This is a genomic window from Paractinoplanes ferrugineus (assembly GCF_016862195.1).
Taxonomy (GTDB): Bacteria; Actinomycetota; Actinomycetes; order Mycobacteriales; family Micromonosporaceae; genus Actinoplanes; species Actinoplanes ferrugineus.
Genome location: NZ_BOMM01000035.1, coordinates 112,789 through 134,961 on the forward strand (window position 1 = coordinate 112,789; position 22,173 = coordinate 134,961).

General features: G+C 69.9%; 19 protein-coding genes and 1 pseudogene. 6 read left to right on the forward strand and 14 right to left on the reverse strand.

Going from position 1 to position 22,173, the window contains the following annotated elements:
• Positions 1-43 precede the first annotated feature (43 nt).
• Entirely contained in the window at positions 44-763 is a 720-nt protein-coding gene (locus tag Afe05nite_RS19080; protein ID WP_203818555.1) for a hypothetical protein, read from the forward strand.
• Between the two features lie 85 nt (positions 764-848).
• On the opposite strand, the gene Afe05nite_RS44585 is transcribed toward Afe05nite_RS19080, so the two are convergent.
• From Afe05nite_RS44585 to Afe05nite_RS19095, 4 genes are read right to left on the reverse strand one after another with little or no spacing between them, the layout of a single operon-like run.
• Positions 849-971: a hypothetical protein gene (locus tag Afe05nite_RS44585; protein ID WP_275407487.1), complete on the reverse strand. Its 123-nt coding sequence runs from the start codon at positions 969-971 to the stop codon at positions 849-851.
• 28 nt (positions 972-999) lie between these two features.
• Positions 1,000-2,907, reverse strand: a complete 1,908-nt coding sequence (locus tag Afe05nite_RS19085) for an EAL domain-containing protein (RefSeq protein ID WP_203818479.1) — start codon at positions 2,905-2,907, stop codon at positions 1,000-1,002.
• Positions 2,894-3,517, reverse strand: coding sequence for an RNA polymerase sigma factor (locus tag Afe05nite_RS19090; RefSeq protein WP_203818480.1), 624 nt, complete (start codon positions 3,515-3,517; stop codon positions 2,894-2,896). The genes Afe05nite_RS19085 and Afe05nite_RS19090 overlap by 14 nt, the downstream gene beginning before the upstream one ends.
• A complete protein-coding gene (locus Afe05nite_RS19095; protein WP_203818481.1) occupies positions 3,514-3,804 on the reverse strand; it encodes a hypothetical protein in 291 nt (96 codons plus the stop codon). Before Afe05nite_RS19095 ends, Afe05nite_RS19090 begins: the two co-directional genes overlap by 4 nt.
• A 608-nt stretch (positions 3,805-4,412) precedes the next feature.
• On the opposite strand from Afe05nite_RS19095, the pseudogene Afe05nite_RS43870 reads away from it, so the two are divergent.
• A pseudogene (locus tag Afe05nite_RS43870) lies at positions 4,413-4,586 on the forward strand (triacylglycerol lipase); the annotation flags it as partial.
• A gap of 144 nt (positions 4,587-4,730) precedes the next feature.
• Here the strand turns inward: Afe05nite_RS43870 and Afe05nite_RS19105 are convergent.
• The 5 genes from Afe05nite_RS19105 to Afe05nite_RS19125 form a co-directional block, all read right to left on the reverse strand.
• Positions 4,731-5,915, reverse strand: a complete 1,185-nt coding sequence (locus Afe05nite_RS19105) for an RCC1 domain-containing protein (protein ID WP_203818482.1) — start codon at positions 5,913-5,915, stop codon at positions 4,731-4,733.
• 288 nt (positions 5,916-6,203) lie between these two features.
• Complete coding sequence (locus Afe05nite_RS19110; RefSeq protein ID WP_203818483.1) at positions 6,204-8,675, reverse strand: FtsX-like permease family protein; 2,472 nt, start codon at positions 8,673-8,675, stop codon at positions 6,204-6,206.
• Positions 8,672-9,412: an ABC transporter ATP-binding protein gene (locus tag Afe05nite_RS19115; RefSeq protein ID WP_203818484.1), complete on the reverse strand. Its 741-nt coding sequence runs from the start codon at positions 9,410-9,412 to the stop codon at positions 8,672-8,674. The genes Afe05nite_RS19110 and Afe05nite_RS19115 overlap by 4 nt, the downstream gene beginning before the upstream one ends.
• Positions 9,413-9,541: 129 nt before the next feature.
• A complete protein-coding gene (locus tag Afe05nite_RS19120; RefSeq protein WP_203818485.1) occupies positions 9,542-10,189 on the reverse strand; it encodes a response regulator transcription factor in 648 nt (215 codons plus the stop codon).
• Entirely contained in the window at positions 10,177-11,403 is a 1,227-nt protein-coding gene (locus Afe05nite_RS19125; protein ID WP_203818486.1) for a sensor histidine kinase, read from the reverse strand. The genes Afe05nite_RS19120 and Afe05nite_RS19125 overlap by 13 nt, the downstream gene beginning before the upstream one ends.
• Positions 11,404-11,569: 166 nt before the next feature.
• Between Afe05nite_RS19125 and Afe05nite_RS19130 the strand changes: the two genes are divergently transcribed.
• Positions 11,570-11,794, forward strand: coding sequence for a hypothetical protein (locus Afe05nite_RS19130; RefSeq protein WP_203818487.1), 225 nt, complete (start codon positions 11,570-11,572; stop codon positions 11,792-11,794).
• A 140-nt stretch (positions 11,795-11,934) separates the two neighbouring features.
• Entirely contained in the window at positions 11,935-12,258 is a 324-nt protein-coding gene (locus Afe05nite_RS19135; RefSeq protein WP_203818488.1) for a hypothetical protein, read from the forward strand.
• A 163-nt stretch (positions 12,259-12,421) separates the two neighbouring features.
• Here the strand turns inward: Afe05nite_RS19135 and Afe05nite_RS19140 are convergent, their stop codons facing one another.
• Positions 12,422-12,937, reverse strand: coding sequence for a hypothetical protein (locus Afe05nite_RS19140; RefSeq protein WP_203818489.1), 516 nt, complete (start codon positions 12,935-12,937; stop codon positions 12,422-12,424).
• Between the two features lie 578 nt (positions 12,938-13,515).
• Here Afe05nite_RS19140 and Afe05nite_RS19145 point away from each other — a divergent pair.
• Positions 13,516-17,298 carry an nSTAND1 domain-containing NTPase gene (locus tag Afe05nite_RS19145; protein ID WP_203818490.1) on the forward strand — a complete coding sequence of 1,261 codons (3,783 nt, stop codon included), beginning with the start codon at positions 13,516-13,518 and terminating at the stop codon, positions 17,296-17,298.
• On the opposite strand, the gene Afe05nite_RS19150 is transcribed toward Afe05nite_RS19145, so the two are convergent.
• Together Afe05nite_RS19150 and Afe05nite_RS19155 are read right to left on the reverse strand one after the other, a co-directional pair.
• Positions 17,277-18,131, reverse strand: a complete 855-nt coding sequence (locus tag Afe05nite_RS19150) for an SCO6745 family protein (RefSeq protein WP_239117971.1) — start codon at positions 18,129-18,131, stop codon at positions 17,277-17,279. The two genes, Afe05nite_RS19145 and Afe05nite_RS19150, sit on opposite strands and share 22 nt — an antisense overlap.
• Before the next feature lie 321 nt (positions 18,132-18,452).
• Positions 18,453-18,953 carry a DinB family protein gene (locus tag Afe05nite_RS19155; protein ID WP_203818491.1) on the reverse strand — a complete coding sequence of 167 codons (501 nt, stop codon included), beginning with the start codon at positions 18,951-18,953 and terminating at the stop codon, positions 18,453-18,455.
• Between the two features lie 360 nt (positions 18,954-19,313).
• Between Afe05nite_RS19155 and Afe05nite_RS19160 the strand changes: the two genes are divergently transcribed.
• On the forward strand, positions 19,314-19,886 hold the full coding sequence (locus Afe05nite_RS19160) for a helix-turn-helix domain-containing protein (protein WP_203818492.1): 573 nt from the start codon (positions 19,314-19,316) through the stop codon (positions 19,884-19,886).
• A gap of 102 nt (positions 19,887-19,988) precedes the next feature.
• Here the strand turns inward: Afe05nite_RS19160 and Afe05nite_RS19165 are convergent, their stop codons facing one another.
• Together Afe05nite_RS19165 and Afe05nite_RS19170 are read right to left on the reverse strand one after the other, a co-directional pair.
• Positions 19,989-21,236 carry a ThuA domain-containing protein gene (locus tag Afe05nite_RS19165; RefSeq protein ID WP_203818493.1) on the reverse strand — a complete coding sequence of 416 codons (1,248 nt, stop codon included), beginning with the start codon at positions 21,234-21,236 and terminating at the stop codon, positions 19,989-19,991.
• A gap of 202 nt (positions 21,237-21,438) precedes the next feature.
• Complete coding sequence (locus tag Afe05nite_RS19170; protein WP_203818494.1) at positions 21,439-22,131, reverse strand: SDR family oxidoreductase; 693 nt, start codon at positions 22,129-22,131, stop codon at positions 21,439-21,441.
• Positions 22,132-22,173: the final 42 nt, after the last annotated feature.

Here is a 22,173-nt window from a genome sequence, read left to right on the forward strand (position 1 = left end):
TTCGCTCGCGCCGCTGACCCCGGTCACCACGACACTGACCGCGATGTTCGGCACCAGCACCGAGATCGCCGGGCTCGCCCCGGACCTCCTGGTGCACGAGCCGGCCAACTGGTTTAGCTCGGCCGATCTCGCCACCACGAAGCTCGATCTCCTCCTGGAGACGGCCGGTCGCCGCTGGCGAGCCCAGCCGCACGCCGCCGCCGCGCTCGCCTGGAAGGCGTACACGTACTGGGCGGCTCTTCCCGCCGTTCTCGGTTTTGCCTCGGCCCGTCGCGTGCCCCTGCTGACCAGCGCCAACGTCCTGATCCACTTCAACGACCCGCGGCCGCTGCTGACTCTGGGCCTGCGCGCCGACATCCCGGTGGCGGTGCTGCCCAACGACCCGCTCGCGCTGCTGGGCGATCCGCGCATCCGGGTGGTCGCCGACGAGGCGGCCCTGCTCGCCGAGCTGCGCCTGACGCTGCTCGACAACCACCTGACGCCGCTGCTCAATGCCATCCACAACCGCGTCCGGCTGGGCAAGCGCACCCTGCTCGGCTCCCTCGCCTCCGGCATCGCCTACGGCGTCCTGCGCTCCGCCGACGCCATCCCCGGTTCCTCCGCCGAGACGATCGCGACCCTGCAGCGCGCGCTGGGCGTCGAAGACCTCATCGACCTGGTCGCCGACGAAACCGGCAAGCTCGACGTCCAGCGCAAAACCTGCTGCCTGGCCTTCACGCTCCCCAAGCCGAAGGTCTGCCAAGGCTGCTGCATCAAGTCCTAGCCGCGCATGCCGCCAGGACTTCAGTAACGCGTCCCCGACGGCGTCGGCACAGCGTCCGACTCGGCCCGATCCGCCTCACCGAGGGTCAGCTCAGCCGCTCCCGCCGAATTCCCGCTCGGCGTCCCCCGATCGAGGTGGCCTCGTCCCGCTCAGCGGCCAGGTCGTAGGCGTGCGTCATGCCCATGCCGCCGAGCCCGATGACGCCCACCTCCGGCCCGCCGCTGCCGAGAGTGGTGTCAGCCCATGGCGGTACGCCGTTCCGGGAAATGGATCTCGAACTCGATCGTGTTCTCCGCCGGTTGCAGACTGGCCGCGATCGGCTCGGGCCGCCCGATCCGGTAGCCCTGCGCGAAATCGACGCCGTACTGCCTCAGCAGTTCGACGGTCTCGTCGTCCTGGACGTACTCGGCAGCGACCCGAATGCCGAGCTCGTGGCACAGCTCCACGAGCTTCGACACGACGGCTTGATCTGTCGGGGACCGGCAGATATCGACGATGAACACGCCGTCGATCTTCACCAGATCCACCGGCAGGTACTTCAAGTAGGCGAGACCCGCGTATCCGGTGCCGAAGTCATCGAGCGCGAGGTGACAGCCGATCTCCCGCACACCCGTCGCGAAGGCAAGAGCTTCGTTGCGATTCTCGATCAGTGCGGTTTCGGTGATCTCGAAGGTCAGACACTCCGGCTTCACCCGATGCCGGCGGATCGCGTCGGTCACGAAGGTGAGCAGGCCGGGGTCCGCGAGCGACTTCCCGGAGATGTTGACCTGATAGTGGGACGTCTGGACCCCTTGGCCGATCAGCTCCAAGGCATGGTCGATGACCCACTTGTCCACCGACAGGATCTCGCCGACCCGCTCCGCCATGTCGAGGAACGCCCACGGTGCGGCGAGCTCACCGTTGTCCCCGCGGACGCGCAGCAGGATCTCGTGGCGCGTCACCTCATTGATACCGAGGTCTACTAGCGGCTGCGCGTAGAGCGCGAACCGGTCGGTCGTCACCGCGTGCTGAACCCGGGATCGGCAGCGACTCGCCCGTTCCTCGTCCTTGGCGGGCCGGTCCAGAACATTTACCGGGGTGCCTTTCCGGGCCGCGTCACGTGCCGCGTGTTCGCCGTCTATGAGCAGATCGAACCCCGAGGCGGCGGTACCGCTGGCGAAGCTGACTACGCCCGCCCACGCATTCAGGCGCAGCGCCTCCTGATTGACGCTGAACAGGTTGCTCCGGAGTTTGTCGACGAGCAGCTGCGCGAGTTCGGTCGCCGCGGGGCAGTCCTGCGGTGGGAAGGCGAGCACGCCCCACAGGCCCGGCCCGACGAGCCCGCAGGTCAGGCCGGAGTCGGCGATCGTGCGCAGTAGTCCGGCGACCTCCGACGTCAGCTGGTCACGGTCTTCGTCGGTCGTGGTCTTCGAGAGGCGGGTGGCCGGCTCCGTCGCCACGACGATGAGGGCGCCCCCGCTGGTGCGCCGGGCCCGGTCGACTTCGTCGGTGAGGAAGCCACGCGTCGGCAGCCCGGTAACGGCATCCGCAGCGGCGAGATCGGCGCAAAGCATCGCTTCCCGGGTGGCGAGTCGACGTCGCTCCTGCCGAGCGAGCTCGAGTGCGGTGACATCCACTCCGGTAGCGCTGATTCCGGAGGGCTCGCCGTCCGTCGTCAGTATCTCGATGTCGCAGTGCACGTAACGAACGTTGCCGCTTGGTTGGATCACGCGGAAGGTGACCTCGTTCGGGTGGCTTCGTCGCCACGCCCGCTCCACCGAACTCTGGAATGCCCGCGCATCGGCCGGATGAATAAGTTCGAGAAGCCGGTCCGGTGTGAGACGCAGAGTTCCCGGCGCGTAGCCGAAGATCGTCGCCATCTCATCCGACCACGCCGGGATGCTCATGGACTTGCCGGAGCCGGTCGCCCGCCAGATGATGGCGCCTCGTTTCGCCAACTGCGCGGCGCGCGCGATTCGAGTCGCCTCGTCGGTGTTCGCGGTGAGCGGATCCACGAGATCGGTGTCGACGAGAATCTCGTACCGGTCCGTCAATGAACGGTCGTACTCGGCCTGCACTGTGCGCGCGACTCGTCGGGCGCGGGCGTTTTCCAGTGGGCCAGGTTCGGCCGCCTCGGCCAAGGCCAGGATGTCATCGAGATCCATGAGCACCTCCCGGGCGCCGTCGGCTATCCGAGTCCTTGTAGCCGGCTTGTTCGGCGAGTTGACGTAGTTGTCGGTTGGCCGCCGCCTTGTAGTGACGAACGCTGGTATCGGCCAGCCCGAGCGTCCGGGCGATCTCTTCATTGGAGAAGCCGTGCCGTGACATCTGGAAAACCTCAGCGTGCCGAGGCGGTAGCTGTTGCAGCCAGCCACGATAAGTTTCTTGGGCCTCCCAGGTGTCGGCGAGGCTCGGCTGTGCTCCCGTGGGCAGATCTTCGGGCGCTGTGGCGGTCTCACGCCGACCGCGGTCGTGCTCCTTCAGCAGCCGGTTCCGGGCCGTGGTGATGATCCAAGCGATCGGCTTGGTGTAGCTCCGGATCTTCGGCCAATGAACTCGACCATGCAGGTACGCGGTCTGTAGAGCGTCTTTGACCGCCTCGTGATCCCGCCAGCCGGCGCGAAGAATCCCCTCGGCGATGCGGTAGCTCTGCACACTGAAGGTGCCGAATTCCTCGTCGTAGATCTCTTTGAGACGCGCGTCGTCAGCCTGCTGCGCGGCCTCCTCGTCGGCCGGCTCCGGCAGCAGAGCGGCCGACCCGTCCACCACGCTCACGCCGCCTCCTCGCCGTTGCCGACGATCAACGAATCCTGCCGCCCGAACTCCACCTCGCGGTGCCCGTCACGATCGCGTTCCACGATCCGTACGGCGCCGCGATGTCTTTCGGCGAGCCCGATCAGCCCGCTTGCCCGAGCCGCAATGCGCGCCGAGGCCTCCCGTTCCGAGTGCAATCGCGTCCGGTGCGCGATGAAGGCTCGCGCCAGTCCTATCAGCGACCCCATGGCAAGGACCAGTACTACCGCTCCGTAGCTGGAGACGGATGCCATCGTCAGCGCGCCCATCGTTCCCCCTCGTTCCAAACTCCCTACTAATTACGGTCCGTGGAGGACCGGGTTGTAGATGGCTAACCGTCCACATTCTTCTGATAGATCAATGATCAATAGGTCCAGCTGCTGTTCTGTCCCAAAGTTATGTTGGGAGCACGCATTGCAAGGACCTGCATGGGCGACGGAGGGGTAGCCAAGGGCTACTTACGGTAGTTCCTGTGGACGTCGAGTGGCCCGACTCCTCGGTCTTACCCTCCGTAGTCGATCGTGGACCCGTCTCGACTGGTTACCGTCCGGCACCTGCGCACGTCAGCCGGGGCGACGGGGCGCTTGGGCGCAGCGAGCCGCTTCCGCTCGCGTTGTCGCTGCCGGGCATCAGCGGGCCGCTGCCGGGGCGGGCCACTCGGATCATGTACAAGTCGACCGACTTCACCGGGCAACCCGTTGCGGTCACCGGGGCCTACATCGAACCGGCGGCCTCCTGGGCGGGCCGCGAGGGGCCGCGGCCCCTCGCGGTGCGTGGGCGCTACGGCTACAGCCAGGTGGTGGGGCGGGTCGCGTCGGCGGCGGAACTGCGCTCGTCGTAGGCGCCGGACGTGCGGCTGACCGCTACCTGTTCCGAAGTGCCGCCCGCCGACCTGGCCGCGGTCACGGCGGCGATCGACGGGGCCGGGCTGGTGGGGGCGCTGGCGTGGTCGGTGAACGGGTTCGTCCAGTCACGACCGGCGCGGGGTGCACTGGTCGACGAGTACCTCAGTGCCGACGGGCCGGCCACCCCGAAATGGCTGTCGACCATGTGCGTCAGCGACGCGATCTTCGGCTGTGCGGGCCGGCGCACCACGTCGTGGACCAGGACCGCGGGTGGCCGGCCGCGTCGAATTGCGCGGTCCTGCCCCGTCAGCCTTAGCCGGGGCAGGACCGCGGGCCGCGAACGGCCCGGCTCAGATCGTGGTCTGAGCGGGGGTCGAGCGGTTCGTGGTGGTGCCGTCGCCGAGCTGGCCGGAGAGGTTGTTGCCCCAGCACCACAGGCTGCCGCCGGTGCGGAGCCCGCACGTGTGGTAGGTGACGGCCACGTTGCTGGTCCACGTGGTGGCGGTGCCGACCTGGGTGGGAGCGTTCCGGTTGGTGGTGGTGCCGTCGCCGATCTGGCCGGCCATGTTGTTGCCCCAGCACCACAGGGTGGCGTTGGTGCGGGTCGCGCAGGCGGTGTTGAATCCGGCGCTCACCGACGACCAGGTGGTGTTGGTGCCGACCTGCAGCGGCGCGGTCTGGTAGGTGGTGTTGGAGCCGAGCTGCCCGTAGCCGTTCTCACCCCAGCACCACAGGGTGCCGTCGGTGCGGGTGGCGCAGGTGAAGGCGTACCCCGCCGCCACGGTCGACCAGGTGGTCGCGGTGCCGACCTGTGCCGGGGTGGTGCTGTAGCTCAGGCTGCCGGTGCCGAGCTGGCCGGCGGAGCTGTCCCCCCAGCACCACAGCGAGCCGTTGGTGCGGGTGGCGCAGGTGTGCGCGTAACCGGTGGTGACGCCGGCCCAGGTGGTCGCGGTCCCGACCTGCAGCGGGGTGGTCGCGTAGTACACCGAGGAGGGGTCGGTGCCGAGCTGACCGAGTCGGTTGAAGCCCCAGCACCACAGGGTGCCGTCGGTGCGGGTGGCGCAGGTGTGGCTGTCGCCGGCGCTCACGCTCGCCCAGTTGGTGGCGGTGCCGACCTGGGTCGGGACGTTGCGGTTGGTGGTGGTGCCGTCGCCGAGCTGACCGCGGAAGTTCTTGCCCCAGCACCACAGGGTGGCGTCGGTGCGGATGGCGCAGTTGTAGTTGGTGCCGGCGTCGATGCCGGCCCAGGTGGTGGCGGTGCCGACGCGTACGGGGCTGGTCTTGCCCGCGCTCGCGCCGTTGGTACCGTCGCCCAGCTGGCCGCTGTCGTTGCTGCCCGAGCACAACAGTGCGCCGTCGGTGCGGATCACGCAGGTGTGGGCGTAGCCGGCGGCGACGGTGGAGATCGTCGGCCCGGCGGCTGAGGCCGGGGCGGCCATCGCCCCGAGGGTGAGAGCGGCGATGGCGGTTCCGATGATCATTCGCGCGGAGCGCCGCCCTGAGGCGCGCAGCCAACCGTGGGGGAATTTGGTCATGAAGGAGGCTCCTCAACCGGGGGAAACGTCGCGGGGAGTTACGGAGCAGCGGCGCGCCGAGAGTGTGTCAGGGACGTTACGGGAGCGCTCCCATAAATTCAAGAAACCGAATATTCCCAGCTGGCGCCCAGGGTAACTTCAGCTTGATCGGTAACGGTCCAATGGGGTGAATCGCCTCGACCGGGTGGCCCGGGATGCCCCGCTTGCGCACGAAGCTTCGGCTGACCGGACGCCCCGGCCCCCAGCCACCCAGCCCAGACACCCAGCCCCAGCCACCCGGCCGCGGCCTCACTCCTTGATGCCGATGTTGTCGATCGGTGGGATGCGGAGCAGACGCCGGACCGGCCAGATCGTGGTTGCGAGGGCCAGCAGCGTCACGCCGCCGAGCACGGCCACCCAGCCCAGTGGCGGCACGTAGGGAATCGGGCTGCCGGTAAGCGCTCGCACGATCGAGCCGAGCGTCAGGGCCGCGATCGCCGCGCCGATCAGGACGGCCGTGCCGAGCAGGCCCGCCTGCTCGGCGTTGACCATCCGGCCGATCTGGCGCCGGGTGACGCCGACGAGTTGGAGCAGGGCCAGTTCGCGACGGCGGGCGAGGGCGGCCATCACCATGGTCGTGGCGGCGGCCAGTGCGGCGTAACCCACCATGACGCCGATCAGCAGCTTGTTGAGCCACGCGCCGAGTGCGAGGTCGGCGCCGATCTGCTGGTCACGGGTGCCGGCGTCGATCACCGTGCTACCGGGGTGGGCGGTCGTCCAGGCGCCCAGCGCGGCATCGGCCCCCGGGCCGGTGCGCACCAGCACCTCGTCGTCGGCGTCGCGAGCCAGGTGGCCCGCCACCGTCGACTTGGCGAGCGTGACGTCGCCGAAGCCCAGCCCGCGCCGGTAGAGCGCCACCACTGTCAGGTTGGCCGGCGTTCCGTCGCTGAGCCAGAGCTCGGCCTGGTCACCGACCTGCCACCCGGACGTGGACGCCTGCATCACGGAGACCGCCACGGTGCCGTCGCCGAGCTTGTCGAGACTGCCGTCGGTCACGTCGAGGTCCATCGTGGTGGACAGCGCGGCCGGATCGACGGCCTGCGCACCGACGGCCTGGACTCCTTCGAAGGACGTCACGACGACCGAGGTGTGCCGCACCCCGGTGGCTGCCCGTACCCCGCCGAGCCCGCGGATCTCAGCCGCCGCGTCCCCGCCGATCGGCACGACGACCCGGTCGGCCAGCGTGCCGGCCCGGCTCTGCGTCATGGTCTGTCGCTCCAGATTGTCCTGCAGGAACCACACCGAGCCACCGAAGCCGACCGACAGCACCAGCGCCGTCAACACGGTGGCCATGCCCTGCGCGTTGGCCCGCAGGTTCTTGGCCGCGAGATATCCGCTGGCCCGCCACAGCCGCGACAGCGGAGGAGCGAGCAGCCGGGCGGCGAACGCGTTGATCCACGGCGCCAGCAGCGACACCGCCAGGACGAACAGGTAGAGCATGCCGACCGCACTGGCAAGCGCCGCGGTAGCCGCGCTCATGGTGGCCGCGAACCCGCCCGCGGCGCCCGCGCCGATCAGCGTGACCAGGCCGAACCCCAGCCGGATCGGCCCACTGCGGGAGGGTTCCACGGCGATCTCACCGAGCGCTTCGACCGGCTTGATCCGGGTGACCCGGCGCCCGGCGATCAACGCGGCGAGCACCGCCACGAGCACCGCGACGCCGACCGCGGCGAGGCCGGCGAGGCCACCGGCGGCAAGCGGGAAGCCGGCCGGGATGAACCCGCGGTCGATCAGCTCGCCGTGCACCCAGCGTGCCGCCAGCAGACCGGTAGGTACCCCGAGGATCGCGGCGACCAGACTCAACAGCATGGTCTCGGCCATCAACATCCGCCGCAGCTGACCCGGAGTGGCCGCGACCGCCCGCAGCAGGGCCAGGTCACGGCGGCGGTGCCGGACGGACAAGCCGATCGTGCCGGCGACCACGAAGACGATGAGCAGAACCACGTAGCCACCGAAGGCTGAACCGGCCTCGATCAGCAGGCTCCGGGCGTTCAGGCCGGCGGACTGCTCGGCGTGCCCTCGTTGGCCGGCCGAATAGGCGGTGACCCCGGCATCCGACGCGATCCGCCGGATCGCCTCGGTGACCGCGCCGCCGTCCGCTCCCGGTCGAGTGCTGAGCCCGATCGTGTCGAACCGGCCCGGGTGCGCCGAGAGCCGCGCTGCCTGGGCGTCGGTGAAGAAGACCTGCGCCGCACCGGTGTCGGCGGTGCCACTCACCCGGTACGACTTACGGATACCGCCGATCGTCAGCCCGAGTTGATCGCCGGGAGCGGCCCGGAGCCGGACGTCGGCCACGACCTCGTCGGCCGTCTGTGGGGCGGAGCCCTCGGCGATCGACCGGCCGGTGAAGGCGAACACGCCCCAGCCGTGCCCGACCGCGGCCGGCGAATCGACTATCACCCGGTCGTCGCCGGCCACCGTCGCGACCCCCGGCACCTGCCGGATCCGGGCGACGAGCTTGCCGTCGACCGTGCCGTCGGCGAGCGCGGCCGTGGTGGTCTCGGTGTCGCCGGTGAAGTCCTTGCTGGTTTGGCTGATCTCGCGGTGGGCGACGACCAGGTCGGCGGATCGGAAGAGCCGGGGCTCGGGCTGGAAACGCAGGCCGGACTCGACGAGCGTGCCCATCGCGACCAGGATCAGCACGCCGACGGCCAGGGCGATCAGGGTGGCGACGGCCGGGCCGGCGCGATGGCGCAGCAGTTTGGCGGCGAGAACGATCATCGGGCGGCCCGCCGGTCCAGCGACGCGAGGTGCTCGGCGATGCGGGCGGCCCCGGGCTGCGGCATGTCGGCGACGACGCGGCCGTCGGCCAGCACCATGACCCGATCCGCATAGGAGGCGGCGACCGGGTCGTGGGTGACCATGACGACCGTCTGCCCCTGCTCGTCGACCACCGCGCGGAGCAGGGTCAGCACGTCAGCCGCGGTCCGGCTGTCGAGCGCGCCGGTCGGCTCGTCGCAGAAGATCACCTCGGGGCGGGTGGCCAGCGCCCGGGCGATCGCCACCCGCTGCTGCTGTCCGCCGGAGAGCGCGGCCGGCCGGTGCCGCAGCCGATCGCCGAGGCCGACCCGGTCGACCACCTGGGCCAGCCAGGCGCGGTCGGCCGGGGCGCCGGAGAGCCGCAGCGGCAGGACGATGTTCTCCTCGACGGTCAGCGCGCCGATCAGATTGAACGCCTGGAAGACGAAGCCGACGCGGGTGCGCCGCAGCTCGGTCAGCTTGGTCTCGGACATCCGCGTCAGGTCGGTGTCACCGATGAAGACCTGGCCCGAGCTGGGCCGGTCGAGTCCGGCCGCGGTCTGCAGCAGAGTGCTCTTGCCGGAGCCCGACGGGCCCATCACCGCTGTGAAGGTGCCCCGCCCGAACGCGGCGTCGACACTGTCGAGCGCGGTGACCGGGGCGCTGCCAACGCCGTACACCTTCGTCAGTTTTTCGACGCGAACCGCCGTGCCGACCATGGGTCCTGAATGGACGAGCATCTCTCTGCCTCTCCGTGTCGTCTGTGTTGGTGCGCGCACGGAGAACGCTATTGATCAGGGGCTTCGGGAACCATCCAGTGGGCTGCCGGTTCCCGGGTACAGCAGGCTCTACCTCTTCTCGAGGTAGCGCAGCACCGCCACCACGCGACGGTCGACCTGCTCGTCCGGCGACAGCCGCATCTTGGCGAAGATGCTGCGGATGTGCTTGTGCACGGCGCCGTCGGTGACGAAGAGCCGCTCGGCGATGGCGGTGTTGCCCAGGCCCTCGGCCATCAGCGCCAGCACCTCCATCTCGCGCGGCGACATCTCGCCGAGGCCGGAGTCGGGCCGGCTGCGGGCCAGCAGTTGACCGATCACCTCGGGGTCGATCGCGGTGCCGCCGTCGGCGACACGGTGCAACGCGGCGAGGAACTCCTCGACCCGGCCGACCCGCTCCTTGAGCATGTAGCCCAGTCCGGCCGCGCCGATCGCGAACAAATCGGTGGCGAAGGCCTGCTCCACGTAGGCCGAGAGGACCAGCACGGACAGGCCGGGCTGGCGCCGCCGGGCCTCCACCGCGGCGACGATGCCCTCGTCGGTGTGGGTCGGCGGCATCCGGACGTCCACGATGGCCACATCAGGTTTGTGGGCGTCGACCTCGGTCAGGAAGTCGCCCGGGTTGCCCGCGGTGGCCACGACATCGAGCCCCTCCGCCCGCAACAGCAGTGCGAGCCCTTCGCGCAACAGGGCGTCGTCCTCGGCGATCACGATCCGCACGGCAGCTCCACCAGCATTCTTGTCGGCCCGCCCGGCGGGCTGGTCAGCGTGAGCCGACCGTCGTACGCCTCGACCCGCCGGCGGATGCCGGCCAGCCCCGAACCCGAACCCTCGTCGGCGCCGCCGTGGCCGTCGTCCTCGATGACGACGTGCAACCGGTCGTGCTCGCGCCGGACGGTGACCGCGACGCTGCTCGCGCCGCTGTGCTTGACCACGTTCGTCAAGGCCTCGGCCACCACGAAGTAGGCGGTGGCCTCGACCGAGGCGGCGCAGCGCACCGGCACGTCGACCTCGACCCGGCACGGAACCGCGCAGTTCGCGGCGAGACCGTCGAGAGCACCGGAGAGACCACGGTCGTCGAGCACCGGTGGCAAGATCCCGCGCACCACCGTACGCAATTCGCTGAGCGCCTGCTCCGCCGCGTCCTGCGCCCGGTCCAGGATTTCGTCGGCCCGCGCCGGATCCCGTTGCAGCGCCCGCCGCGCCGCCCCGAGCAGCACGTTCACCGCGACCAACCGATTCTGCGTGCCGTCGTGCAGAGCCCGCTCGATGCGCCGGAGCTCGACCGCGTGGGCGTCCAGCGCGGCGGCTCGGGTGGCGGTGAGCTGGGCGACGCGCAGGGACAGGTCGACCCCCGGCGGCGGGGCCAGCAGCCGGCGACCGGCCGCCGCCTGGACGCGGGCGAAGAGCGGCCCGCCGAGGATCGCGAGCACCAGCCACCCCACGCCGATCAGGCTCACCAGCAGCGCGTCGAAGAGGCCGTCGATGCGCCACCAGATGATGCTCGGCGCGCTGTCCTCGGGTTGGAGAAGGCGGTAATAGAGCGGAAAAGTGATGTCCTGCACCGCGTAGATGGGGACGGAGAGACCGAAGAGGCTGATGAGGAAGCCGCCGATGCCGTGCAGCGGTAACCAGAGGAGCTCGCGATGAACGAACGGGTCCCGGAGCGCCACCTTGAGCCCGGCCGGGACCGGGCCGGCGCTCAACACCGGCGGGCCCCATCGGGTCAGGCGGGCGCGCTCGCGCTCGGCCACCGAGCGCAGCGCTCGTAACGAGTCGTGCGCGGCCGGCAAGCCGATGCCGACCAGCGACAGGATCAGGACGATCACCATCCAGAAGAACACACCCAGGGCCAGCACGGAGGTGCCGAGCCCGCCGACGATGCGCTCCAGGGCGTCGACCGAGGCGCGGAACCGCTTACGAATCCAGGTCATCGGCCACCTCCCGGCGGTGACGATAGGACATTCGCCGCCCTGGACGTCAGCTCCCGGGCCAAAAAGTACAGCAGGCTGTACCTGGAGTGTCGTGCCTGCCGGATCGGCTTCCACGCTCCTCGTCAATAGCGTGGGGAGCACCGGAAACGAAGCCGAGGAGGCAATGATGAACGACGAATACCGCATCTCCCGGACCCCGACGGTGGCTGCCGAGACCCCGCGCCACATCCTGCGTCCCGTCCTCTGGGTCACGCTGATCGTGGCCGGCGCCGCCAACGCGGTTCTCTCCACGGTCCTGGGGAGCCCGATCGTCAGCTCCGTGTTCGGCGTGGTGGCCCTGATCTGTGCCGGCACCCTGGTCGCCCAGCACTATCGCAACCGGGACCACTGAATAACTCAGTGTCCGCGCACATACGCCAAATATACGGCGGATACCGGCGAAAAGGATAGGCCGTACGGCCCATCTCGTTCACACTGAGTAGCGGTCATGATTCAGGGACAGAGCGTGTTGGAGCCAAAGGAGGCGACATCATGTTGTTGCAAGGTAACCGGTCCGCTGAGCGGCCGATCCAAGCAGTTCCCACCGCTACGGAGCAGGACTCGGGAGGCCCCGGTCAGCACCGTGACTCCATCCCCCTGCCACCGATCGCGCTGAGCCGCCAGACCTACGCGCCGATCAGCTGGGAGCACCCCAGCCTCGGCAAGACGGTCGCGACGGGAATGGGGGGCATCGCCCGCACCTCGGCCTTGATGGTCGGGCTTGCCGCCGTGGGCATCGGGGTGGCCATGGCCGTCGCCATCGTGATCGCCGGCATCGTCATGGGCCTCGGCTTCGACGCCTCCACGGGCTACTAGACCTGACCTGGGCGCGGGCCGGACTCCGACGGGAGCCCGGCCCTTCAACGGTGGCGGCATGGAGTTGAGGTGCGCCGCCCCCCAGCTCTTGTCGGCTCGAGCCGGATGACGGCCCCGCCGCCGCTCCCGAGAGCCCGGAGCGGCGGCAGGCTGGGAAACCTGATCAGTGACGAACCGGGTGACCCGGCTGACCGGGGTGACCCGGCTGAGTCGGGTGGCCCGGGCGGATGGTGCGGATCACCGGGAGCACCAGGCTGGCCCGGGTGAACTGGGTGCGGGCGTGCCGGCCGCAGTCGTTGTAGGTCATCGTGGTGCGCAGGACCGAGAGGCCACTGACCCGGCGCATCGGCGTGACCTGGATCTGGGTGATGGCGGTGCGTCCCGGGCGCAGCGTGTCCCCGGTGGTGAAGGCGGTGAACCGGCCCGGGCGGCGGTAGGAGACAGCCACCTCGCGGCCGCCGTCGACCGAGATGCGCGCGTTGCACACCGGCCGGTCGGTCCGCCAGAAGATGTTGACCCAGCTCGGCGTGTTGGCCGTCACCGTGGTCAGCCGGTTGGTGATCGGCTGCGGGCCGCGGCCGGTGGCCTGGGCGGACCCGGCCGTGGCGAGCGAGACCGCGGACGCCGCGGCGCCGGCGAGGGCCAGTGAAGCGACCGTCCGAACCATCGTGCTCTTCATGAGGAGACCTCCTGCGTAGAGGAGCGGAGGGGGATTCCGCTCTCGATGCGTCAGACAATAAGCAGGCAAAGACGCATTTGGAGGCACTAACTTGTGGTTTTCACCTGTGAAAGACATAACGGACAAAGGGCCGATGACCATGTGTACGAACGGGCCATCTGGGCAGGCGTTCGGCCCCCGGTGGATAACTGGATCAAGCAGAAGTGCAGGTCGACGCTCAATTAATCGATGCGCTGATCTTTAAACGAATTCGGGACCCGCGCCGACACGATTCCGGCGCACTGCGCCCGGTCGGGGAATGCCCCCGTGCGTGTCGTCGAGCCGGTAACTCCCCTGGGTGACACGAGGCGGACGAAACTTGTGACACCCATGTCCGAGGTTGTCCGAGGAATGCCCGGACGGGACTCAGGCCGCCATACGCTCGACTGGCACGTGCCGTTCGCCGCGATGGCGGTCGGGGTAGCGGCACGTTCGGGCAGTAGGTGGTCGCGCCGTCCACCTGCTGCCCGCTCGCCGTTAGTCGAGGTCAGCAGGCCGATAGACCGATCGTGGTCAGCACGTCACTGTTCTAGGTTCGGATGTCCGAGGGACGCAGCGACATCCGAAAGAGGCCGGCCATTACCGACAGCATCGAGACCGCACCCGAGCGGATCGAAAGCCGCGACGAGCTCGGCGCCGTCCTCACCGAGCTTCGGCTACGCGCCGGCCTGACCATCCGTGAGCTGGCGTCCCGCGCGGGGCTGCCGACCGCGACCGTCGGTGATTACGTCAAGGGCCGCCATCTGCCCGGACCGGCGCAGAGTGCGCAGTTCCGCAAGCTTCTCGAAGCCTGTGAGATCTCCGACCCCGACGAGCTCAGCCGCTGGCAGGAGGCCCTGAACCGGGTTCGCGCCACGACCGACGGCCGGCAGAGTCGGCGCGGACCGGACGGCGCGCCCTATCCGGGTCTGCGGCCGTTCGAGGCCGAGGACGCCGCGCTGTTCTTCGGCCGCGAGGCGTTCCTCAGCGAGGTGCTCGACCGCATGCTCGCGCTGCGTGAGACCGAGCTGACGGCGAAACTGCTCTTCGTGGTGGGTGCCTCCGGGTCGGGCAAGTCCTCCCTGTTGCGGGCCGGGGTGCAACCGGCGGTCGCCGACCTCGACGACGATCTGGCAGTGGCGTTCATGGTCCCGGGCAAGGACCCGTTGACCGCTCTTGATCACGCACTCGACGGGATACCCGAGCCGCGTGTGCTGATCGTCGACCAGTTTGAGGAGCTCTACACCCAGGCCGGGCCCGACGACGATCTCGTGGCCGCGCTGACCGCGCTCGGGTCGCGGACACTCGTCGTGGCCGGGATGCGCGCCGACTTCTTCCCCCGCGCCGCCGCCGACCCGCGTCTGCTGCCGGCTCTGCAGGGCTGGCAGATGGTGGTGCCGCCGCTCAGCGAGACCGAGTTGCGCTCGGCCATCGAGGGGCCGGCCGCGGCCTGGCAGACAAGTGTCGACGAGGCACTGGTCGAGGTGTTGCTGGCGGAGATCCTGCCGGTGCGGCGCCCGGCGAACGCGTTGCCGCTGCTGTCGCACGCGCTGCGGGCGGCGTGGGGGGAGCGCAAGAAGGGGCGGCTCACTCTCGGCCACTACCGGGCGGCCGGTGGTCTAGGCGGGGCGGTCCAGCAGAGCGCCGAGCAGGCGTACGCGGGACTCAGCCCGGAGCAGCAGGAACTGGCCCGGCGACTGTTCCTGCGCCTGGTCACGATCGACGACGAGCACGTCACCACGAAACGCCGGATCACCCGCGGCGAACTGCCGGGCCGTCCTGACGGCGACGACATCGAGCCGGTCATCGAGCGGTTTGTGGCCCTGCGTCTCGTCACGGTCGACGAGCACAACCTGGAGATCAGTCACGACGCGCTGCTCACCGCGTGGCCCCGCCTCGCCGAGTGGATCGCGGCCGACCACGCCGGCCTGCGGGTGCACCGGCGGCTCACCGGCGCCGCCCGGAACTGGCAGGAGCAGAGCGCCGACGAGCTGCTGATGCGCGGCAACATCCTCAGCGACGTGCTCGAGTGGTCCCGCGATCCGGACCGCCGGGCCTCGATGAACACGCTCGAGCTGGACTACCTCGACCGCAGCACCGCCGCCCGCGAGGCCGAGCAGCAGGCCGAGCGCCGACGCATCGTGGTGTTGCGCCGGCTCGTCGCGGCGCTGCTGGTGCTGGTCGTGGTCTCGGCGGGCTCGGCCGGTTATGCGTTCCGGGCCAGCAGCGTCGCCGCCACCCAGCGCAAGGCCGCCGACCAGGCCCGCGACGAGGCGCTGTCGCGCCAGGTCGCGATCGAGTCGACCCGGGCCGCCGAGTTCGACCCGGCGCTGGCCGAGCAGCTGGCGCTCGCCGCCTATCGGATCTCGCCGACCGTCGACGCCCGGTCGGCGCTGTTCGACGCGACCGCCGACGGCCTGGTGCACCGGGTGGCCGGCCCGTCCGGCCCGACCATGCTGCGGATCAACCCGGCCGCCGACCTCGTCGCGATCAGCAACGCCCGGGACGGCAGCGTCGAGCTGCGCCGCTACGCCGCCGGTCGGCCCGGGGCCAAGGTCGCCACGATCCCCGCCGCGGTCCGCGGCAAGGCGGTGTTCGCGCTGGCCTTCAGTCCGGACGGCAACATCCTGGCGATCGGCGGCGAGGACGGCAGAGTGCACCTGGTCGACGTGCACGACCCGGCGCAACCGGAGGCCGTCGGCGAGGTGCCCGGCAGCCAGGACGCGGTCGAGTCGATCGCCTTCAGCCCTGACGGGAACCACCTCGTCGCGGCCGGTTCCAAGCCCGCGCTGCGCGCCTGGTCGTGGACCGGCGGCGAGTGGAAGGACGAGCCGATCCGGGGCGGCGCCGAGGTCATGCAGACCGTCACGTTCAGCCCCGACGGCACGACGCTCGTCGGCGGCGGCTCGGACGGCCGGGCCCTCTTCTGGGCCGCCGACCGCCTCGCCGGCGCACCGACCGCGATAGCGATCGGCGGGACCACGGTCAACGCGACCGGCTGGGCACCGGATGGCCGCAGCGTGGCCGCCGGGACCAAGGACGGCACCACCGCGATCATCGACGTAGCGAGCCGGAAAGTGGCGGCGAAGCTCGACACCGGCTTCACGTCCTGGGTCAACGCCGTCGCCTTCTCGCCGGACAGCACCCGGATCGCGGTCGGTGGCTCCAACAACGCGATCGCGCTCTTCGACGTGCGGACCAGGGCCCGGCTTTCCATGGTGGCTCAGGCCGCCCAGGTCACTTCTATCGCGTACGCGTCGGATGGAAAGCTCTTGAACGTCGCCGCCGCCGACGGAACCGTCCGGACGTTCCCGGTGCTTCCCCGCAGTGCCGACCCCGGAAACGGCGCCCTGTTCGCGCTCGGGATCGACCGGGCCGGTCAGCGGCTCGCGGTCGCCTCCACCGGCACCGACGGCCAGGTCTCGCTCTGGTCGCTGGCCGGCGCCGCGCCGCAGCGTCAGCCGAGCCCGGCGAACCCGGCCACGTTCGGCGCCTCGGCCGGCTCGGTCGCGATCTCCGCCGACGGCAACTCCTACGTCACCGGCAATCGCACCGGAGACGTCCTGCTGGTGTCGTCCGGCCGCTCCGTGGTCTTGAAAGGTGCCACCGGGCTCATCGAGTCGGTGCAGTTCAGCCCGAACGCCAAGCTCGTCGCGGCGAGCTCGGACGACGGCTTCGTGCACGTCTGGGACATCACCGACCCGGGCGCGCCCAAGGCGCTGCCCACCCTCGATTCCGGCGGCCTGGCGTCGTCGATCGCGTTCAGCCCCGACGGCCGCTACCTCGCCGCGGCCAGCGTCGACCGGCAGGTGCACTGGTGGGACGTCACCGACCCGGCGCAGGCGAAGGCCATGCCGCGACTTTCCGGATTCGAGAACTACGCCTACTCGGTCACGTTCTCGCCGGACTCACGCACCATTGCCGCCGGCGGCGCCGACGACATGATCCGCCTCTGGGACCTCACCGACCCGGCCCTGCCGACCCCCGTCGGCGAACCCCTCACCGGTCCCACCCACTACGTCTTCAGCCTGGCCTTCAGCCCGGACGGCAAGACGCTCGCGGCGTCCGGGGGCGACGGCTCGGTCTGGACCTGGCGGCGGGGCTCGGCCGAGGCCAGCACGGCACTGCACGCGGCCAACCCCGACGGCAAGACCTACGCGATCGCCTACACGCCCGACGGGGCCGCCCTGCTGGCGGTCGGCAGCCGCGGCCGGGTCACCGTCTGGCCGACCGATGAAAAGCAGGTCATAAGCAATTTGTGTACGTCCGGAGGCGACGCCCTGACCGCGTCGGAGTGGGCGCAGTACGTGCCGGGCGTCCCCTATCGCGCGGTCTGCCCCTGACTTCTCGCCAGCGGGATCGGATTGTTCGCGGGAAGCAGCGGCCAGATCCGTTCGGCGACCGGTTCGAGCAGCGTCGCGCATCGGGCGGCGTCCACGCTCCGCCACGGTCGGCCGGCCAGGCTGTCGGTCAGGGCTTCCACCTCGGCGTACGCCTCCTGGCCGGCCACCGTGATCGAACCGTCGGCGGCGAGCCAGCCGCGCTTCTCGAGGCGTTCGGCGGCCCCGTCCCACTCGTCGTCGGTCCACCCACGGGCCGGCTGCATGCCCGCCCGCTGACCGTCCCGCCCGCACCGCCAGACGAGCGACTCGCACCCGTCGACACCGGCCGTGAGCAGCGCCGCCACGTGACCGTCGCCGCGATGCTCGCGCAGGATCGTCGCCGCGTGCCAGAGCCGGTCGATCGGCTCGCCCGGCTCCGGCCAGGGCAGGTCGGCGTTGGCCGCCCCGAGGACCCGGCCCGGCAGGTCGACCTCGCGGGCGGCGGCCTCGAGCAGGTCGGCGGCCTCGTCGAGGGCCAGCCCGGTGAGCAGCGGAGCGAGGGCCGCCCGAACTCCCTCCAGGCGGGCGTCGAGTGCCCCCTGCGGCGTGATCCGCGTCCAGATGTCCGGCAGCGCGCGCTCCACCATCCTCGGCGCGAAGCCGAAGAACGCGGCTATCACGGGTTTCGCCCCGACCGGTCCGAGCGGAGCCGCCCGTCCGGCGAAGTAGCGCCGCCAGAATCCCCGCACCCCCGCGGCCTCGAACACCGCCCCGCCCTCGGGCGCGAAGTAGGTGACCGCGTGCACCGGCTCGAACAGCGACCACATCCGCCGCTCAACGCTGACTTCACTCATGCCCGCAGCAAATCTCCCATCCACCGGCACGTCAAGTTCTCCCTCCGGTGATCTCGACGAATTCCGATCTTCCGGGCAGAATGCGAAACGAGGTGCAGTACGAGGGTGGTCCTGCCGGGTCCGAAAGGTCCGGGTGGGGCCACCCTTTTGCGTCGGCCGACCAACGTCGGATCTTCCAGGCGCGGTGCGTCGAGCGAGGGTGCGCAATCTCCCGGGCGGGACCGAGACGGATGAGGCGCCGCGAACACCCCCGACCCCAGCAGTCCTCGCCGGTGACCCCGGCTGACGGAACGACTGAGGTGGACAGCGAAGCCACCTGCCTCACCGGCCGGTGGAGCCGTCGATCTGTTCGCGGAGGATGTCGGCGTGGCCGGCGTGGCGTCCGACTTCTTCGATCATGTGGACCAGGACCCATCGCTGCGAGGGCGGCAGGGCGCCGCGGCCCGGGGGCCGGGGTGCCGGCTGGGTGAGGTCGGTCCAGGTTTCGATGACCTGGTTCGCCTGAGTGATGGCAGCCCGATAGCCGGCGAGCAGACTGTCGACGGTCTCGTCCTGGGTGGGCTGGAAGGTGCGGCGCATGTCGGTGATCGGTTCTTCGAGGAAGTAGAACCTCTCCACGGCGGTGACATGTTTGATCAGGCCGAGAAGGTTGGTGCCGGACGGCACGCCGGCGGTGCGGACCTGGGGTTCCGGCACATCAGCGACCTTGCCCATGATGGCATTCCGGAGGTAGTCGAGGAAGCCGACCAGAGTGGCCTTCTCGCCGGGGGCGGTCCATTCGGGACCGGTGTCCTTGCGCTTGCGGCGGGTGGTGGGCGGCATCAGCGTTCCCGATCGTGTCGTCGGATGAGCAGAACGTGGTCGGTGACGGTGGCAGTCTGGCCTGCCGGTCCGGTGGCCCGGCGGCGCGGGATGTCGGCGCGTGCGACGATCCACCGGTCCGGGTCGAGGGCCAGCTCGTCGGCGATCGCACGGGGTGTGGGGTAATGCGTGTCCGGGCCTTTGTTCCACGACCCGGGCGTGGTCGAGCCGTGGTCGACGATCAGTAGACGACCGCTCGGCTGGAGGGCGTGATGTGGACGCCGGTAGGTGCGGGCGTAATCGTCGATTTACCTCCGCCGCCAGTATGAGCAGCAGGTTTGCCAGGTTGCTAAGAACGTTGCGGATCCGCACCATGAGGCCATGACAACCTCGGAGGACGTCCTTGCCGGAGTTGGCCCGCGCCTGCACGCCCTGCGCCGGGCCCGGGGCCAATCCCTGGCCGCCCTGGCCGCCGAGACCGGCCTGACCGCGAGCACCCTGTCCCGTCTCGAGAACGGCAAGCTGCGCCCCACGCTGGAACAGTTGCTTCCGCTCGCCCGCGCCCACGGCGTCCCGCTCGACGATCTGGTCGCCGCACCGCCCACCGGAGATCCGCGCATCCACCTGCGCCCCGTGCGGCGAGCCGGCTTCACCGTCGTACCCCTGACCAGACGCCCCGGTGGCATCCAGGCTTACAAGGTGATCTACCCACCAGCCACGGGCCCGGCCACCACGACGTTGCAGACCCACGACGGGTACGAATGGTTCTACGTTCTCAACGGCCACGTCCGGCTCATTCTCGGCGACCAGGAGTACCGGCTCGGCCCCGGGGAAGCCGCCGAGTTCGACACCCGCACACCGCATCAGATCAGCAGCGCTGACATCCAGCCCGCGGAACTACTCACCCTCTTCGGCGCGCAAGGAGAACGCGCCCACCTCACGCCCTCCCCGTGACCGCCCCTGGCGGAGAACTCGTCCAGCAGCGGGTCGCGCTGGGCTTGCCACCGCACCGAGGGCCCGCCGGCGCGATGACCGGCGGGCCCGCGGCGGGGGCGGCTAGGAAATTTTGAAGCTCTGGGCGCCGGTGCCGTTACAGGTGTGCTGGACCAGCTGGACGCTGTCGGCGGTGCTGGCCGACGGCACGTCCAGGCACTTGCCGCTGTTGCGGTTGACCAGGTGGAAGTAACCGCTGCCCTCGGCGACGGCCTGCCACTGCTGGTTGAGGCCGTCGCTGTAGGTCCAGGTCTGGATCTTCGCGTTGTCGGCGGTGGAGACATCGGTGACGTCGAGGGCCTGCGCGGTGTTGTTCCGCTGGTTGATCCGCACGTAGTCACCGCTCGTCGGGACCAGCTGGTACTGCTGGGCGGTCGAGCCGTTGCAGGCGTACTGCTGGATCACCGTGCCGTTGGCGGTGCCGGCGGAGCGGGCGTCGACGCACTTGCCGCTGGACTTGTTCACGATGGTCTGCCAGTTCGTGGCGGGCGGTGGCGGGTTGGCGGCGCCGCCCAGCCACCGCAGTCCGTTGATCAGCCACTGGTTCTGCTGGGCGCTCGCGAACGTCGACGACGTACGCGTATTGGTCGTGTAGTTCATGCCGTTGTGGCCGAAGTTCGCGTACAACATCTTGTAGTTCTTGTTCGTCCACATGATCGGATAGAAGCCGGAGCGCCACTGCTGGTTGGGGTCGTCGCCGACCGGGAAGGTCGACGGGTCGAGCGAGGCCAGGATGTCGATGTCGGAGTTCTGCCGCAGGTCGTTGCTCCAGGAATACCACTCGCTCACCGAGGACTGGATCGTGGCCGGCAGTCCCGCTGTCGACGGGTGGTCGCGGTCTTCGATCTTCAGCGTCTCGGCGGTCGGACCCCAGGTGTTGGAGACGAAGTTGCCCGAGCCGAGGAACGTGTTGTAGTACCAACTCCAGTCGTTCGCGCTGGTGGTGAACGCGCTGACGTGGAAGCCGAGGAAGCCGCCGCCGTTCTGCATGTAGGTCTGGAACGCGGCCCGGCGCTCGGCCGGCGGTCCGTCGTCGAGGAACATCACGACCTGCACGCCGGCCAGACCGCCGGCGCTGAGCCGGCTCCAGTCGGTGGTGGCCTCCCAGCTGAAGCCGTACTGCGCCGCGGCCTTCGGGAACCACTCCTTCGCCTCTTTGTCGAAGTCGATGTGGGCCGCGTCGTAGGTGCCGTTGTAGAACGCGAGCACCTTGAAGGCAGGTGCCGCGGCGGCCTCGGTGGGTCGCGCTGCAACGCCTGTGAGCAGGACAATCGTCGCCACGAGGGCGCGCAGGAGCAGTTTACGAGTCATCTCGGAAACCTCGGGGAGGAGAGCGGTTGGGGACGCGGCGCCGCTGCTCGACATCCTCAGCCATCGATGTCTCCGACCACAAGGTATTAGTTAAACTAACTTTCGAATTTAGTGACGGGACCCGTCGAACCGCACCCGATCAACTCGGTCGGCGGCCGAACCGCCCGGATCGTGGCCATCGATCCGGGCGGTGACGCCGCCGTCAGGCCAGCTGGGTGTAGAACTCGCTCGGGTCCTTGGCGAGGCTCGCCTTCACGTGGGCGCTCCACTCGTCGGCCACCACCTCGAGCTTGCCCGCCTCGATGCCGTCCAGGGCCGCCTTCACGACGTCGGCCGGCGCGATCTTCGGGCCCTGGTAGTCGGCCATCATGTCGGTGTCGGCGGCGCCCAGGTGCAGGCCGGTGACCAGGGTCTGCTGGGCCGCGAGCTCGAGGCGTACGCCATTTGTCAGGTTCCAGGTCGCGGCCTTCGCCGCGCCGTAGGCACCGGCGCCGTCATAGGCGAACCAGGAGAGCGCCGAGAGGACGTTGAGGACCGCGCCGCCGGCCAGCTGCGGGGCGAAGGCCCGGATCATGCCGAGCGTGCCCCAGAAGTTGGTGTCCATCTCGCGGCGGATCGTGTCGAGGTCGCCGGAGATCAGGTTCGCGCCGGTGGAGATGCCGGCGTTGTTGATCAACAGGGTCACGTCGTTCGCGGTCGACGCCGCGGCCGCGATCGAGTCCGGGTCGGTGATGTCGAGCCGGAGCGGCACCACGCCCGGCACGTCGATCGACTCGGGGCGGCGGGCGGCGGCGTAGACCTTGGTGGCGCCGCGCTCGATCAACTGGGCGGCGAACTCGCGGCCGATGCCGCGGTTGGCGCCGGTGACCAGGGCAATTGCTCCGGAAATCTGCATACCGGATACGCTAGAACCTGACGTTGACGTCAGGGGCAAGTA

Coding starts and splice junctions, on each gene's coding strand:
- Afe05nite_RS19080 (WP_203818555.1), top strand. CDS start 44: ATGTTCGGCACCAGCACCGAGATCGCCGGGCTCGCCCCGGACCTCCTG.
- Afe05nite_RS19085 (WP_203818479.1), bottom strand. CDS start 2,907: ATGGATCTCGATGACATCCTGGCCTTGGCCGAGGCGGCCGAACCTGGC.
- Afe05nite_RS19095 (WP_203818481.1), bottom strand. CDS start 3,804: ATGGGCGCGCTGACGATGGCATCCGTCTCCAGCTACGGAGCGGTAGTA.
- Afe05nite_RS19105 (WP_203818482.1), bottom strand. CDS start 5,915: ATGACCAAATTCCCCCACGGTTGGCTGCGCGCCTCAGGGCGGCGCTCC.
- Afe05nite_RS19110 (WP_203818483.1), bottom strand. CDS start 8,675: ATGATCGTTCTCGCCGCCAAACTGCTGCGCCATCGCGCCGGCCCGGCC.
- Afe05nite_RS19115 (WP_203818484.1), bottom strand. CDS start 9,412: ATGGTCGGCACGGCGGTTCGCGTCGAAAAACTGACGAAGGTGTACGGC.
- Afe05nite_RS19125 (WP_203818486.1), bottom strand. CDS start 11,403: ATGACCTGGATTCGTAAGCGGTTCCGCGCCTCGGTCGACGCCCTGGAG.
- Afe05nite_RS19130 (WP_203818487.1), top strand. CDS start 11,570: ATGAACGACGAATACCGCATCTCCCGGACCCCGACGGTGGCTGCCGAG.
- Afe05nite_RS19135 (WP_203818488.1), top strand. CDS start 11,935: ATGTTGTTGCAAGGTAACCGGTCCGCTGAGCGGCCGATCCAAGCAGTT.
- Afe05nite_RS19140 (WP_203818489.1), bottom strand. CDS start 12,937: ATGAAGAGCACGATGGTTCGGACGGTCGCTTCACTGGCCCTCGCCGGC.
- Afe05nite_RS19145 (WP_203818490.1), top strand. CDS start 13,516: ATGTCCGAGGGACGCAGCGACATCCGAAAGAGGCCGGCCATTACCGAC.
- Afe05nite_RS19150 (WP_239117971.1), bottom strand. CDS start 18,131: ATGAGTGAAGTCAGCGTTGAGCGGCGGATGTGGTCGCTGTTCGAGCCG.
- Afe05nite_RS19155 (WP_203818491.1), bottom strand. CDS start 18,953: ATGCCGCCCACCACCCGCCGCAAGCGCAAGGACACCGGTCCCGAATGG.
- Afe05nite_RS19160 (WP_203818492.1), top strand. CDS start 19,314: ATGACAACCTCGGAGGACGTCCTTGCCGGAGTTGGCCCGCGCCTGCAC.
- Afe05nite_RS19165 (WP_203818493.1), bottom strand. CDS start 21,236: ATGACTCGTAAACTGCTCCTGCGCGCCCTCGTGGCGACGATTGTCCTG.
- Afe05nite_RS19170 (WP_203818494.1), bottom strand. CDS start 22,131: ATGCAGATTTCCGGAGCAATTGCCCTGGTCACCGGCGCCAACCGCGGC.